Genomic DNA, 14768 nt, shown 5'->3' with positions numbered 1-14768 from the left:
GAAATGATGCTGAGATTACCTGCGAAAATTTGCTGGTTTATATCGACCGATGATCAGTGTTTGAACAGTGACCAACGACAGGTGTACTTTGCCTTGCAAGCCAGTGTTTTCAACATATTGATCTTTTTTAAAGTCAGTGCCAGCCTCATTTTCGTAGGTAGATCATCGGTTGGTTCTCTTGTGCTAATGAGAAATTTCATCTTCATTCTTCATGTGGAGTAATTGGTACCTGACCAGCTCGGTAAGACAAGACATGGCAGCGCGTGTGCCTCCTGAAGCGGCGAAGATGACCTGGTGCATATGAGGTGTTGCCAGATCGCCGATAGCATACACGCGATCTACAGTGGTTTTGAAATTGCGATCTACTTCAACGGATCCGTGGGGCGTCAGCAAACAGTTGAGGTCGATTGCCAGCTGATTGTTGAACTGCAGCTCAGGCTTGATGTAAACGGCCCGGACGACAACGCTTTGCCCGTTATCAAAGAGTACTTCAACTGCTTTATCTGCTTTGATCATCTCGTTCACCGGCGCGGTGTACACCTGTATGTTATTTTGATCCAGCCACTTTGAAAACAGCTCAGATACCTGTAAGGCACCATCGCTCAGGACGGAAAGATTTTTGTGCAGCGAATGCAGTAGTGGCAGCGTTTCTTCCAACTCTTTGCCATTCATCATCACCGCCATTGCATCGTTGCGCAATTCCCATCCATCACAATAGGGACAGGAAATCACTTCGCTGCCCCACAACGCCCGGAGACCGTGAATGTCCGGTAGTTTATCAGTCACGCCTGTGGCCAGCATGACAAAGCGGGACTTGTATTCATAGCCTGCTGCGGTCTGAAGCAGGAAGTCGGTATCTGTCTGACGGATCTCAATTACAAAGTCTTCCTGTAAGGTAACCCTGGGATAACGCTTCACCTGTTCTCTGGCGGTGCTTAATAATGCTGCAGGAGCAATGCTGTCCCGGCTGAAAATGTTATGGGCCATGCTGGCAAAACGGTTGCGATTCTTACCATGATCAAAGACCACGGTTTTGACATTGAAACGGCCCAATGTCAGTGCAGCGGACAGGCCTGCCGATGCTCCACCTACAATAGCTACATCATATTTCATACTCATTCTTTTGAGACCTGGTGAGTGACTCACACACGCACGATGGTTAACATTTAAGGAAGCGTCGTTTTAAAGAAGTATGTTGCCCGGCCCACAAGGCTCAGGCAAGCGCTTTACCGGTAGCCCCGGTAATGGTGAACAAGAGCTCTTCGATGCTGAAAGGCTTCAGCAAATAATATTCTGCTTTGGCCTTTTTAGCCAGCCCGGCGATGTTGTCATCGGCCGACAGGTAAATGATGGGGATATGCTTTAACTGGTCATTGTCTTTGAGCTGCAGCGTTGCGGCCATGCCTCCGCCACCGGGAAGAGAATTGTCCATGAGGATCAAAGCGGGTTGGCAATCATTCACTTTCTGAAGAAGATTTTTACTGTCGGTGAAAGTTTGCAGGTGCCATCCGTTTTCACTAATGATGCGCTGGCATATGGAAATCAGCGCCCGATCGTCATCAAACAGAGCGATCGTCTTCGTGGCGGAGTGAGAATACTGTGGATCATTACTCATACAAATGTCAATTTAAATGGCAGTTAAGCAGTCCCTTCACTTACTATAAAGCTAAAAAAGCTGTCTCCTGAAAGCCTGTTATTTTCACACTACTGCAACGGGTACAAGGGGCACAAAGCTAGTGATTTACCGCATCCCTCTGTTGTTTATTATCTGTTGTGTGAAACCATGCTTTCGAAGACGGCTTTTCTACTGAATACATCGGGCTGGCTACATAGCCTCCAGGTTAATATCTTGTTTGGCCAGGTCGGTAAGAAGCTGATCACAATTCTTTTCCTGTTCCAAAATGTTCAGGAGATGATCCAGGGCGGGCTTCATGTCCAGCGCCTTGGCGTAGGTGGCCAAGGTGCCGTAAGTAGCAATTTCATAATGCTCTACTTTCTGTGCAGCGCCGATGATACCTGCGTCTCTTACAGCGCCGGGTGTGGTTTCCTTCATGATGCTTTCCGCTTCTTCGAGCAGGCCCTGCATCGCGTCGCATTTCTTGGCTTGTGCTTTTTTACCCATCGATTCAAATACTTCTTCCAGCATGCTCACATGTCCTTCTGTTTCTTTCTGGTGGGTATCGATAGCATTTTTAAGGTCGGGAGATGACGCTTGTTTGGACATCTTAGGCAATGCTTTTGCAAGCGCTTTTTCAGCCCAGTAAATGTCTTTCAAACCGTGTTCAAGAAGATCTGCCAATTGAGTTGCTGCGTCTTTTTTAGGAGCGGCTTTCTTGGCGGCTGCTTTTTTAGGAGCTGCTTTTTTGGAAGCGGCCTTTTTGGGTGCCGATTTTGCTTTTGCCATACAATAGAATTTATTTAAGGATAATGATTAAAAAACAAGATTAAAAAGCTTCCATGGTAAAACCATCGTAGTCGCTGGTCTTCTTATCAGTGATGATCCTGGTGCGCCGGCCGTTGACCAGCTCTTCATGCCACTGCCATTCAGAAAAGTTAATGGAAGCGGTTACTGTAGGAAGAAACGCGATAGCGCTGCCTGTAAACAGGACGGGCATGGTTCTGCCTTCTTCGCTGTTAAAATTGGAATCGGTATTGAAGATTCTCATGATCGTATTTTTTCAGGGTAATAAAAAAGCAGTGAACTCATGGTGTCGCTGCTGCCCGCAGTGGCTATTGTGCCACCACATCTCTCAATCGTTTGATCCCGTCGTGGGAAACCAGGAGTGCTGATTTCTGACTTCTGATCAGCTCTTTGGTCCTCGGCATCAGGTCTTCATCGTCCAGCGCCATCTGATAGGCCTTTTGCGCAGCGTCTTCGCCGGCTTCACAATTGTTGAGCACAGTTTCCCTGTCGCCTCCCGTGAAGAGTGCCTTCACGTCCATCCATCCGCGGTAAAGTTTGCCAGATACTGTGGTGCCGTCGGCGGGAGTGCCGCCATATTCTACTACGAGGTCTTCCAGTTCTCTTTTATACTCCTGGCTGTCTGCAATCATTCCACTGAAAAATGCTTTCAGATCTGAGTCCTGATGATCTTTTAGTTCGTCTATAGCTTTCTGGTAACCGGCAATCCGGTCATTGTTTATTTTGATAAGGTCGTTCAAAGCGCTGATACAAGCTGCGTGTTCCATGTTTAGAGTCTTTAGAGGTTAAATAAATTGGAGGGTAAAGAATTCTTTAGTGGTGATAAAAGTTCAATTAGTATACCAAAAAATGTTGGCGCAGCGGTTTTTAGAAAAAAGAACCAAATATTTTTCAGCATGGATCTTTAAGGACAGCTGAACCTTTCAACAACACGAAGGCATGTTGGTGAAAAACGAAACGCCTCCTGTGGAAACAGGAGGCGGATATTTACTCTAAATCTTAAAATACTTATGTTACTTGTTCAGCATGTGACTATATACTTCACACAAACTTGATACCGTTTGGAAAAAAGACATGCCACGGCTTCATCACTTAGTCTCTCGTGTTGGAGTATGAATGATTGGTGTCCGTATTAATAATGATTGTGAAAGCCGGTTACGGACGGTCCTGGTATTGGCTGATCAAGATTTTTATTTTCAGGTAATTATCCTTGATCTCCTTGATATAGCTTTCGCAGTTTTCTGCAGCCGCGATCTCGACCTCGAGCAGGGAAGTGGCCAGCGCAATATTGTTCAGGCAGTTTTTAATGTCATGGAACAGAAGACTTAAAGGCTCTTTTTCTTCCAGGCGGGCTTCTTTTTGAGGCATGCTTTTAATTTTTGTAGAGAGAAGATATTTTTTATCAATGCGTTATCTCTTGGCGAAGGTATTATAACCTCTATATAACTGTCAGCTAAAAAAAGTTCAGTGCCTTTTAAAGCCGCTCTTTGGTCTTTCTTCTTGTGGAATATTTTCCACAGGATGAGGTGTATTTATTAATCTTTAGTGGAGGTAAGCGCGGCGATCATGGAAAGGATATCACTGATCTCGAAGGGTTTTTCGAGCACGCCATCCGCCCCGGCTCCCTTAGCCAGTGACTTGATCTGGGGGTTAGCGGATAACATGAGCACAGGCGTAGCCCGCGTTCGTTCACCACTTTTCAATAATTTACAAAGTTCTATGCCGTCCATATCTGGAAGTTGTTTATCAAGAATGAACAGGTCTGCTTCCGGCGGCCCGTCGTTCAGCAAACTGTGTGCGTCGGGAAAAAGTGTTAAATCATAACCCGCTCTTTTGAAAATAAAACGGGCCACTTCAAGAATGCCGTAATCATCTTCTACAAAAATTAGCTTTTTCATTGTTGCTTAATACTGCTCGTAGGAATTTTAAAATAAAAACAGGACCCTTCGTTGATCTTGCTGTCAACGCCAATGATTCCGTTATGACTTTTAATAATTTGCGAACTGATATAAAGTCCCAGCCCCAGCCCTGAGCGAACATCACGCTCGGCATCCGGCGACCGGTAGAAGCGATCAAATATCTTGTCTTGTTCCTGCTCTTCAATACCCGTGCCCTTATCGCATACCATGATCTGCACATCGTTTTCACAAGTGTTGCAGGAAATGGAAATGACGCTGCCTGGCTCAGAAAATCTCACGGCATTCGAAATGAAATGATGGATCACCTGTCCCAATCTTACTTTGTCGGCGACAACGTCAGTAGGTGCACAGGTGTTCAGCACATATTCATAGCCCGGGGCCATCATCCTGCTTTTCCTGGTGGTCTGATCCAGCAGATCAACAATGTCGAATGCGGACAGGTTGAGGACAAACTCTGACCGGTCTATCCGGGTGGTATCCAGGATCGTGTACACGAGGCTCACCAACCGGTCGATCTGCCGGTTCATCTTGTCTGTAATGCCCGCCAGGACCGTGTTATCCTCGTCCTTCAGGGCCTGGCTGATCAGCTGTCCGAAGGCTTTGATGCTGGTCAGCGGGGTCTTTAATTCATGACTGGCCACGCTGATGAACTCGTCCTTCTGCTGTTCCACCACTTTCTGCCGAGAAATGTCTACCGATACGCCTACCGCGCCCACCAGCTTGTCATAGTCATAAAGCGGAGCAATATGATTGGTCACCCATATCGTTCCGCCGTCAATCTTAACCAGCCGCTTTTCGATCTCAAAAGGTGTGCCTTCTTTGACGAGGCGGGTAAAAGCCTGGAGCGTCTTTCTCAGGTCATCCGGATGGACGAGGTCTTTTACCGTTAATTGTAATACATGTTCCAGGGTGCTGCCCAGCATCTTCACAAAGTGATCATTAGCAAAAATGACCCGCCCCTCGAGGTCGATCTTGAATATCCCTGCGATGCTCTGATTCACGATAGCCTTGTAATTTTCCGCCAGCAGCGCCACATCGCGCGCATTGCTCAACTCTTTATCAGAGCCGGACTGCGGATCGGCGTGACTCCCCGTCGCATGGACGGGATCATTCTCCGGAGGCGTGGGATTTAAGTTGTTCATGGGAAGGACGCGCTCATGGTTCGAAAATGCAGATCAGAGCTTTAAGCAAATTTATAATAAAGGCCGTAGCTAAATTTTCACCTGTGTACAGCAAAGACTAAGCCACCGTGATCGACTGGCGATGCGCACGGCTACGACAGGAGGAACTGGCGCGAAATATGCAAAGAGTAGGAGGATCTATTTTTCATATAATTCGCTTCAATACAATGTTTACAACAACGATTACCGTGGAGACGCCGCGAGGCAGCCGCCAAAAATTTAATTATGACCAGCGCTCGGGTCGCTTCTATCTGAAAAAGATCCTGCCTGCAGGCATGGTGTTTCCGTACGACTTCGGCTTTTTGCCGGAAACAAAAGGAGGTGATGGGGACCCTCTCGATGTTTGTGTGCTTTCTGACCTGGCAACGTTTCCGGGCTGTCTGATCGATTGCCGGCTGGTAGGCGCCATCAAAGCGGAGCAGATGCATCATGAAGGACAGAAGATAAGAAATGATCGTTTCCTGTTTGTGCCACTGGCGCATCATGCGGAGCAGGTCATTGCAAATATTACGGACGTTCCGGCGGCGGTGCTTAAAGAGCTTTCAGAATTCTTCATCAATTATAACCGCGGAGAAGGACGCGAGTTTCTGCCCACCGGTTTTTTAACCGCGGCGGAAGCGCTGGAAGTCATCCTGCAGAGCAGGCACCAACAAAGCTGAGACGGCCAAGCTTGTATGGACCAAAAGAATATCCCCGTTTTTTCGGCAAAAAACGGGGATGAAAATAATGCGGCAGGGATATTATATCCCTATTCAGCGACCGCCTGATTGTTTACAAAACTTTCTGCTACTTCTGTGAGCGCTTCGTCAGTAGCTTTCTCGTTGCTCAGTGTTTTTTCAAGAAGCTCGGCCACTTCAGTGTGTCCCATGAGGCGGGCAAAAGTGCGCAGCGTACCGTAGGTCGCGATCTCGTAGTGCTCTACCTTCTGGGCGGCCAGGATCAATGCGGCATCCCTGGTGTAGGTATTCTTTTCGGTGTCACTGATGATCTCTTCGGCCTCCTCGATCAACCCTTCCATTGCTTCGCACTTCTTGCTGTCAGACTCTTCATCCAGCAGATCGAAGATGCGCTCCAGGGTTTCAATATGCTGCTCTGTTTCGCTCGTGTGCTTGTAAAAAGCACTGGCCAGTTCTTCACTGGTGCTGGCGGATTGCATTTTGGGCAATGCCTTGACCAGCGATAACTCTGCGCCATAAATGTCTCTCAGTTCTTCTACAAAAAACTGGTGGAACTCACTGTTTTCCATGCCTGGTAAGCTGCTATTTTTTTCCATGATCTTTTCTGATTTTATTAATGATACAATAGTGTATTTGTGTAACCGTGTGACTATTTTTTCTTAGACAATAAGCTGTCTACTTTCTGCGCTTCGGCCAAGTGGTGTTCCAGCTTTGGTACTTTGGAAGCGGCGAAGCTCTTAAGTTCCGCGTCCTTGCCTTTTTCCGCTTCTTCCCTGAATTCTTCAATATCTTCTTTGTGATCCTTTACCATAAAAGAGATATACTCACTGTCAAATTCCTTGGCGCCTTTTTTATTCAGCTCATCGTATTTGCGCTGCTTGTCTTCGCTGAGCGTGGCAGGAAGCGTAATGCCTTTTGCCTGCGCCAGCTTCTTCAGTTCTTCATTAGCCATAGAGTGGTCGGCTACCATCATGGCTCCGAAATCTTTTACCTGCTGGTCAACGCCTTTGGATTGTGCGAGCTTTCCCAGCTCTACCTCCATCAGGCCTCCGTCGGCTGCCTTCACGGCGAACTCCGCGTCGTCTTCCGTAGGCGCTTTGTCAAATTTGGCTTCGTTCTGTTCCTCCGCCATTTCTTTGGGATCGGTTTCAGCTTGCCTGTTTTCGCAGGCAGCCACACTTAATGCTAATAAGATACAGGCTGTAAAGTATCGTTTCATTGGTCAAGAGTTTAGAGTGATTAAAAAGGGCATACTTAACAGTATGCTTTTATTTCGTTCTCTAATATGAAACAATTGCTGTGCCGGATATGACAGGGACAGTTATTTATTGATGCTTATGGTAAATAAAAGCAGATGGCTCGCTTCTAAAATCAGAGTTGTGGAAAAAATGCCACGACTCCGTTGCGCCTGAGGAATAAGCCCATCAGCCGCGGCCGGAGCGTTGTTAATCCTTTAGTATGTCCATCAGTTTTTGTGCATTCCTGGGTGCGTATGCCTTTTCATCATTATCAAAATAGATATACACGTCTTTCCCTTCCTTTGTCCATTCGCGGCTGCGTGTGGCCCAACGTTTCAGCGTATTATGGTGGTAGCTGCCCTGGTACTTGCCACCGGGTCCGTGCAGACGAATGTAGACAAAGCCGGCTGTAGAAATGACCGGAGATAAATGGCCTTCGAGATGATAGATGCAAAATGCGCAATCATGTGCGCGGAGCAAATCATAGACGGCAGGGTCATACCAGGTGTGATTTCTGAATTCGAAACAGTAACGGTGTTTCGGAGGAAGCTCTTTCAGAAACGCTTCAAGACGTTCGGCATTGATCTTCCATTGAGGCGGCAACTGGAACAGGATCGGACCCGTTTTATCTTTCAGATGCCGGACGCTTTTAAAAAACAGCTCCATGGAAGCCCTGTCCATGTTCAGTTTCTTGGTGTGCGTAATATATCGGCTTGCTTTGACGGCGAAGATAAAGTCTGGAGCAACGGTCGCTGACCAATGCTCAAACGTTTCTGCATCAGGCAATTTATAAAAGGAGTTATTGATTTCTACCGTATGGAACAACTGCTGGTAATAGGACAATTGTTCGGGTTCACTGACAGCTTCCGGGTAGAACGTTTGCTTCCAGTGCTTATAGTGCCATCCGGATGTTCCGATATATATTTTTCCTGCGCCCATAAGGTCGGACCTTCAAAAACCTCACCATACCTTGTGACGACAAACATGCTTATAGGCAGCATTTTTGCCATATCGTCCAAAAAGCTATGCCAACAAAAGAAGCTACGAAAAGAACCAAGGTTCAGCCTAAAGTGGAGGACTACAATTCCTTTAAAGAATTTAAAGGACAGTTTTATACAGGTATGAAAGTAGGCCGCAGTCACAAATGGAATTATGACCAGGGTGTGTGGCGCGAACGAAAGATCAGCCCGGATCAATGGGATATCACCTATTCCGTGGTGAAGCGGCGTGCGGGTAAAGCACCGAAGGGGTCGGGGGTACCGGTAGGAACAGGGTATCACTGGTTTATTTTATCGCACCAGTTTGTTCACAAGTTGAATGAAGATGATTACAGCACAGCGATGACGGGCATTAAACTGAAGATCGCTCACAAAAGAGCGGACAAAGATAAATGGAGCAGGTCCGAAGCTTCAAAGCGGAAACTGCTGATCAAAATGCTAAAAGACTTTATAGCCGGTCTGGAACAGGAGCCGGAAAGTTTCGAAACAGTTCCGCTTGATTTTAAATTTCAGTCAAAGCGCTATCAGGGCCGCGCTGTGCCTATGTTTACCGCTTGTGCCGACGGAGCCTGCCGGGATCTGGACGTCACCTTGAATGATGAGCACCTGGGGATCCTTCGTTGTACGGATAAAGGCTGGCGCATGACCGGCGTGAAGCCGCAGAAATTCGTGAACACTATCGGTGATCAGGTTGCAGCCTGGTATGAATAACATTACATGCGCTGGCGTGAGTGGCCGGATCCGGCATTGGGAATCCGTGCAAATTATTCAACCGGTTTAGGGGTAAATGTCTTTTCTTTGGCTGAGAAATGTAAGAAATGACAGTTAAACAACGAATGCTGCAATTGAGTTGCCTCTGCCTGCTCTCTATCCGGCTTCAAGCGCAGCAAGTCACACCCGTCATCCCCGGCGATTTTCCTGATCCCTCTATTGTCCGGCAAGGTGCGCGGTATTTTGCGGTGGGAACCTCTTCTGAATGGGCGCCTCACTTTCCCATCTTTTCCTCTCAAGATCTTCGGAGCTGGAAGCAAGCGGGTTATCTTTTTAAAAAGGCGCCGGAGTGGACTTCTTCATCCTTTTGGGCGCCGGAGTATTTTTATCATAATAATACTTACTTCATTTATTATACGGCCCGGCGTGCATCTGATAATGTTTCGTGTATCGGCGTGGCAACGTCTTCCCATCCCGACCGCGACTTCGTGGATCATGGGATGATCATCGAGCATGGCAAAGAAGCCATCGATGCTTTTGTGTTCGATGACAACGGACAGCTATATATCAGCTGGAAAGCCTACGGGCTGGACGACCGGCCGATAGAACTGGTGGCTTCGAAATTGTCAGATGATGGACTTCGCCTGGAAGGGGAGGCGTTTACTTTGCTGAAAGATACCAGGCGTGTGGGCATCGAAGGACAAAGCGTTCTCAAAAAGGATGGACATTATTATCTTTTTTATTCGGCCGGTGCCTGCTGTGGTGTAAAGTGCGACTACAATGTGCGCGTGGCAAGAGCGAAGCGCTTTGAAGGTCCGTATGAAGACTATGAAAAAAATCCTTTGCTAAGCGGAAATGCTGACTGGACCTGCACGGGCCACGGCACTTTTGTGGATGCGCCAGATGGCAGCACTTATTATCTGTACCATGCCTACAATCGCGCATCCATGGTACGTACCGGTCGCCAGGGCATGCTGGCCCGGCTTACCTGGCCGGGACATCAGCAATGGCCGGCATTACAGGAGGTCTCCGGGCCGGCCTATCCGAAGGGTATTGAAGATGACTTTGCGGGTAGTGTTCCGGCCTTGCATTGGCAATGGGATTTTCGCAACGCTACACCGGTGATCCAACAAAAAGACGGCAAACTCTATCTTTCAGGCACTGGTAAGGGCTCGAATCGATCGGGCGTGGCGCTTACACTACGGCCTGCATTGCCTCATTACGAAATGGAAGTGACAGTAGAAAACAGTAATGCCGCGGTCAAAGGATTAACGGTCTATGGCGATGCCAACATGGCGGTTGGGCTGGGCGTGATCAATGATCGCGTAGAGCTGTGGCAGGTGAAAGGCGAGACCCGTACCGTCCTGAGCAGTGCAACAGTGAACCGCGGTCCTGTGCGGCTGAAGATGGTGGTAGGCGATGCCTTGCAGGTGTCGTATCGTCAGAAAGGAGACTGGCAGCATTTGTCATTAAAAGAATCAGTATCCTTCAGCGATCTGTCGCCCTGGGATCGCAGCTCCAGAGGCGGTTTGCATTTTTCAGGCAAGGATAACGAGCAGGCTGTGTTCAGGAATTTTGCGTTACATTACCGGTAACCTGGGAGTGATTGCGTTTATAGATTGAACCGTGCAGTAGCACGCAGTTACCAGTATATTTTTTTATGTTTGCCTGACCCCGGATCAAAGATATTGCCAGATGAAAAAAATAATCAAGGCCCTTTTTGCAGGTTGTATTGCTACGACGATCAGTCTTGCACCGGTTCATGCGCAAACCAGACTGCACCGGTCGGGCGTAGTGCTGGAAGAATTTGTGTACACCAGGGCCTCCTTTCCGCAGTCCCATTCAGCTACTATATTGGAGCTGACGAACGGTGAGTTATTATGCGCTTTTTTCGGAGGTACCCGGGAACGACATCCCGACGTGGAGATCAGGCTCTGTCGCAAGAAACCGGGAGGCAGCTGGACGGCCCCGGTAAGTGTCGCTGACGGGGTGCAACCCGACGGCAGCCGGCAACCTACGTGGAATCCCGTGTTATTCCAGGCTGAAGGCGGCATGTTAACGCTTTTCTATAAAGTGGGTCCAAACCCCAGGGATTGGTGGGGTGAGTATAAAACCTCCACCGATGGCGGCGCCACCTGGAGCGCTGCTTCTCGCCTGAAGCTTCCCATCGTCGGGCCAGTTAAGAACAAACCGATCCGGCTGAAAGACGGTACCATCCTCTCCGGTTCCAGCTCGGAGAAAGATGGCTGGAAATGTCATATAGAGCGCAGCACCGATGCGGGGAAGACCTGGAGCTTTATTGGTCCTTTGAATGACGGCAAGAGAATCGGCGCTATACAGCCCACCTTGCTTACTTATAAAGACGGACGTATTCAGCTCCTGGCGCGTACCCGCTATGAAGCGAACGGTTATATCGCGCAGAGCTGGTCGGAAGATAATGGCCTGCATTGGTCGGAAATGACGGCTACCACACTCCCTAATAACAATTCAGGTATTGACGCCGTAACGCTGAGGGATGGACGCCAGCTATTAGTATACAATCATGCTACGCGTACCCAAAAGGGCATGGGTCACAAAGGGCGCGGCGTCTTGAACGTTGCGATAAGCGAGGATGGGAAACGCTGGGAGGCCGCTCTGGTACTGGATTATATCGATCAGCCAGAAATGCAGTTCTCGTATCCGGCAGTCATTCAAAGCCAGGATGGCCTGGTTCATATCGTGTATACCTGGCACCGGAAGCGGATCAAACATGTAGTAATCGATCCGCAAAAGCTGGTGACCTATCCGATAGAAAACGGTCAATGGCCATATCACAAAATTCCTTTGGTGAAGAGCGAAACACTTTAACTTCCGGGATCCTTCAATAACTTAAACGTCGATATATATGCAATCTCATTCATCTACCGATCCGCTTGCCACATCAAAAAGCAATCTCTTTGGCATTTCATTGATAGCGGCGCTGGCCGGTTTTATCTTTGGCTTCGACACCGTTGTGATCTCCGGTGCCAACCTTCCTATTAAAGAGCTGTGGCATACATCGCCCTTGTTTCATGGCTTCTTTATTATGTCCATGGCCCTTTGGGGAACCGTAGCAGGCTCCATTTTTGGCGGCATCCCTACGCAGCGTTATGGTCGTAAGAAAGTATTGTTGTGGATCGGGGTCTTGTTTTCATTGTCTGCCATCGGTACCGCAGTAGCACAGGATCCTTACACGTTCTCCTTCTTCCGCTTTATCGGAGGATTGGGGATTGGCGTGTCTTCCGTAGCTGCGCCGACCTACATTTCTGAGATATCCACCGCGAAAACCCGGGGTCGCCTTGGCGCCATGTACCAGTTCAACATTGTATTCGGTATCCTGATCGCGTTTTTGTCTAACTATTTTTTACAGGGTGTAGACGGGGCCAATGACTGGAGATGGATGCTAGGAGTGATGGCGGTGCCTGCTGTGATCTATACCGTTATGGTCTTTAGCATTCCCGAAAGTCCGCGGTGGATGCTGGCGGTACAAAAAGATGAAGCGGCCGCCAAGCGCATCATGTCCAGGCTGGGTGTTGCCGATCCCGAAGCAGAAGTGGCGGCTATTGCCCAGGCGGAAAGCAGGGAAGGAGCGGTGGCCGGCACGGGAGGACTTTTTTCTTCCCGGTATCGCGTGGTCTTGTGGCTCGCTTTTTTTGTCGCCTTTTTCAATCAATGGAGCGGAATCAATTTTATATTATACTACGCGCCTGAAATACTTGAGCGCGCCGGTTTAGCCGCGAAAGATTCGTTAGGCAACTCTATTCTGATCGGTTTGACAAACCTGATTTTCACTTTTGTGGGGTTGTACCTCATTGACCGCCTTGGCCGGAAAACCTTGCTGCTGTTGGGTTCCATCGGTTATATCGTTAGTCTGGCCATGGTGGCATTGGCCTTTTACGCGGGCTGGGGTGCCACGCCTTTGTTGATCTTTCTGATGTTGTTTATCGCAGCGCATGCGATCGGACAAGGCGCGGTGATATGGGTTTTTATCTCTGAAATATTTCCGACCCGTACCAGGGCCGCCGGACAAGCTTTTGGTGCCAGTGTGCACTGGGTGTTTGCGGCCATCATTACCCTGATCACGCCGGTTTTCCTGGATAGCGAAAGCGGCATTTTTCGTGACAATCCCTGGCCGATCTTTTCCTTCTTTGCTTTCATGATGCTGCTTCAGCTGATATGGGTGTTGGTGAAAGTGCCGGAAACTAAAGGTGTCTCGCTGGAAGACATCGAAAGAGATCTGATCCGCGATTAGCGCACCAGGAGAGCCATTCATTGTATCGCGCGCTATTTTTTAGGTATATATCCGATCGTCAGATTCGATATAGGGAAATGCCTGCAATTCAAGGCCTGTGCGGTGTTCAGGGCGTGGAACAGCTGTCTTTGCTAATTGCGGCAGGATGTTTTGCCTCATAAAAAATTAATCATAATATAATGTTGCCTCGTTTTTTTGTCTACCTTTAGTCATCTTAGATTTTCGAAAGCGTCTGTGTTATGAGCGATATCCCTACTATCAAAGAAATTGCAAAAAGACTTAATGTTTCTGTTTCTACTGTTTCAAGAGCTTTGAACGATCATCCGCGGATCGGTTTGAAAACTAAAGAAGCGATTCAAAACCTGGCCAAGGAATTGAATTATGAACCGAATCCCAAAGCGATCTTCTTTAAACAAAAAAAGAGCTTTGTCATTGGCGTGATCCTTCCTTTGATATCTGAAGATTTTTTCTCCAAAAGCATCAGTGGCATTGAAGATGTGGCTATGGAACATGGCTACACGATCTTATTTGGCCAAAGCCACGACAGCATTGAAAAAGAAAAGACGGTTATTGAAGCGATGGTCAAACAGCGCATTGATGGACTGCTGATCTCTCTTTCTAAAGAGACCAATAAGTATGACCACCTGGTGTCGCTTAATAAATACAATATCCCGATCGTTTATTTTGACCGGGTGCCTTCTTTTGAAAAGGCGAATAAAGTGTATTGCAGCGTCTACAAGGGCACGGAACAAATGATTGAATGGTTGTTCCGCCAGGGTCGTAAACGGATTGCCTTTATCAACGGACCTGATGAAATAGCGGCCAGTAAAGAACGATTGCGGGGGTATATGGACGGCGTGTCGAAGAAAAAGTTGAAGATTGATATGCAGATGGTGGAAAAGACCGATCTGTCGGAAGAAGGGACACAACTGGCCATGAAAAAACTGCTGGGCCTCAGGAAGCCACCGGATGCGATCATCAGCTTTAACGATTATGTGCACCTCGATGCCGTGAAGTATGCCTTGCAGCAAGGCGTTAATGTGAATGATGATATCCTGTTTGCCAGCTATGCTAATATTTCTGCGAACAAGCATGCGGCCTTTCCGCCGGCTGTTTCGCTGGATCAGTTTCCCTACCAGCAAGGGCAACTGGCGATGAATTTACTCATGAACATACTGGACAAGAAACAATCCGGAAATGGCGATGAAGACCAGTTTGAGAAGATCGAAGTGCCCATAACGCTTGTATACAGTTAGGAGCGGCCTGAAGCTGAAAGCAGTGTGCCGGCTGGCAGAGACCGCCGCAGTCTGCGCATTTCAGGCCATGTGAAAATTTATACAATCGTTTGCGCA

At 48.1% G+C, this 14768-nt stretch carries 17 protein-coding genes; 6 read left to right on the top strand and 11 right to left on the bottom strand.

What is annotated here, in order from left to right:
- Window positions 1-183 precede the first annotated feature (183 nt).
- The 8 genes from ACU37H_RS02740 to ACU37H_RS02705 all read right to left on the bottom strand — a co-directional run bounded on the left by ACU37H_RS02740 (window position 184) and on the right by ACU37H_RS02705 (window position 5483).
- On the bottom strand, window positions 184-1113 hold the full coding sequence (locus tag ACU37H_RS02740; RefSeq protein WP_472702827.1) for an NAD(P)/FAD-dependent oxidoreductase: 930 nt from the start codon (window positions 1111-1113) through the stop codon (window positions 184-186).
- A 100-nt stretch (window positions 1114-1213) separates the two neighbouring features.
- Window positions 1214-1615, bottom strand: a complete 402-nt coding sequence (locus ACU37H_RS02735; RefSeq protein ID WP_472702826.1) for a response regulator — start codon at window positions 1613-1615, stop codon at window positions 1214-1216.
- A gap of 210 nt (window positions 1616-1825) precedes the next feature.
- The gene (locus tag ACU37H_RS02730) at window positions 1826-2404 is read right to left on the bottom strand and encodes a YciE/YciF ferroxidase family protein (protein ID WP_472702825.1); all 579 of its coding nucleotides are present in this window, start codon (window positions 2402-2404) and stop codon (window positions 1826-1828) included.
- A gap of 40 nt (window positions 2405-2444) precedes the next feature.
- Window positions 2445-2666, bottom strand: a complete 222-nt coding sequence (locus tag ACU37H_RS02725) for a hypothetical protein (protein WP_472702824.1) — start codon at window positions 2664-2666, stop codon at window positions 2445-2447.
- Between the two features lie 64 nt (window positions 2667-2730).
- Complete coding sequence (locus tag ACU37H_RS02720; RefSeq protein ID WP_472702823.1) at window positions 2731-3189, bottom strand: ferritin-like domain-containing protein; 459 nt, start codon at window positions 3187-3189, stop codon at window positions 2731-2733.
- Between the two features lie 388 nt (window positions 3190-3577).
- On the bottom strand, window positions 3578-3790 hold the full coding sequence (locus ACU37H_RS02715) for a hypothetical protein (protein WP_472702822.1): 213 nt from the start codon (window positions 3788-3790) through the stop codon (window positions 3578-3580).
- 167 nt (window positions 3791-3957) lie between these two features.
- Window positions 3958-4320, bottom strand: coding sequence for a response regulator transcription factor (locus ACU37H_RS02710; RefSeq protein WP_472702821.1), 363 nt, complete (start codon window positions 4318-4320; stop codon window positions 3958-3960).
- Complete coding sequence (locus tag ACU37H_RS02705; RefSeq protein WP_472702820.1) at window positions 4317-5483, bottom strand: sensor histidine kinase; 1167 nt, start codon at window positions 5481-5483, stop codon at window positions 4317-4319. Before ACU37H_RS02705 ends, ACU37H_RS02710 begins: the two co-directional genes overlap by 4 nt.
- Window positions 5484-5689: 206 nt before the next feature.
- Here ACU37H_RS02705 and ACU37H_RS02700 point away from each other — a divergent pair, with 206 nt between their 5' ends.
- Window positions 5690-6181, top strand: a complete 492-nt coding sequence (locus ACU37H_RS02700) for an inorganic diphosphatase (RefSeq protein ID WP_472702819.1) — start codon at window positions 5690-5692, stop codon at window positions 6179-6181.
- A gap of 89 nt (window positions 6182-6270) precedes the next feature.
- Here the strand turns inward: ACU37H_RS02700 and ACU37H_RS02695 are convergent, their stop codons facing one another.
- The 3 genes from ACU37H_RS02695 to ACU37H_RS02685 all read right to left on the bottom strand — a co-directional run bounded on the left by ACU37H_RS02695 (window position 6271) and on the right by ACU37H_RS02685 (window position 8376).
- Window positions 6271-6795 carry a YciE/YciF ferroxidase family protein gene (locus ACU37H_RS02695; protein ID WP_472702818.1) on the bottom strand — a complete coding sequence of 175 codons (525 nt, stop codon included), beginning with the start codon at window positions 6793-6795 and terminating at the stop codon, window positions 6271-6273.
- A 53-nt stretch (window positions 6796-6848) separates the two neighbouring features.
- Entirely contained in the window at window positions 6849-7418 is a 570-nt protein-coding gene (locus tag ACU37H_RS02690) for a DUF4142 domain-containing protein (protein ID WP_472702817.1), read from the bottom strand.
- Between the two features lie 226 nt (window positions 7419-7644).
- Window positions 7645-8376, bottom strand: coding sequence for a DUF72 domain-containing protein (locus ACU37H_RS02685; protein ID WP_472702816.1), 732 nt, complete (start codon window positions 8374-8376; stop codon window positions 7645-7647).
- A gap of 86 nt (window positions 8377-8462) precedes the next feature.
- On the opposite strand from ACU37H_RS02685, the gene ACU37H_RS02680 reads away from it, so the two are divergent.
- The 5 genes from ACU37H_RS02680 (at window position 8463) to ACU37H_RS02660 (ending at window position 14672) form a co-directional block, all read left to right on the top strand.
- Window positions 8463-9146 carry a hypothetical protein gene (locus tag ACU37H_RS02680; RefSeq protein WP_472702815.1) on the top strand — a complete coding sequence of 228 codons (684 nt, stop codon included), beginning with the start codon at window positions 8463-8465 and terminating at the stop codon, window positions 9144-9146.
- A gap of 107 nt (window positions 9147-9253) precedes the next feature.
- Window positions 9254-10741 (top strand): family 43 glycosylhydrolase, encoded by a 1488-nt coding sequence (locus ACU37H_RS02675; protein WP_472702814.1) that lies wholly within the window; start codon window positions 9254-9256, stop codon window positions 10739-10741.
- A 100-nt stretch (window positions 10742-10841) separates the two neighbouring features.
- Window positions 10842-11993 carry a sialidase family protein gene (locus tag ACU37H_RS02670; protein ID WP_472702813.1) on the top strand — a complete coding sequence of 384 codons (1152 nt, stop codon included), beginning with the start codon at window positions 10842-10844 and terminating at the stop codon, window positions 11991-11993.
- Between the two features lie 37 nt (window positions 11994-12030).
- Entirely contained in the window at window positions 12031-13416 is a 1386-nt protein-coding gene (locus ACU37H_RS02665) for a sugar porter family MFS transporter (RefSeq protein WP_472702812.1), read from the top strand.
- 239 nt (window positions 13417-13655) lie between these two features.
- Complete coding sequence (locus ACU37H_RS02660; RefSeq protein WP_472702811.1) at window positions 13656-14672, top strand: LacI family DNA-binding transcriptional regulator; 1017 nt, start codon at window positions 13656-13658, stop codon at window positions 14670-14672.
- Window positions 14673-14768 lie beyond the last annotated feature (96 nt).

The sequence above is a fragment of the Niabella sp. ZPM-14 genome, assembly GCF_055693045.2.
The sequence above is the reverse complement of the archived record's forward strand: the minus strand, read 5'-3'. Positions and strand labels throughout refer to the sequence as shown.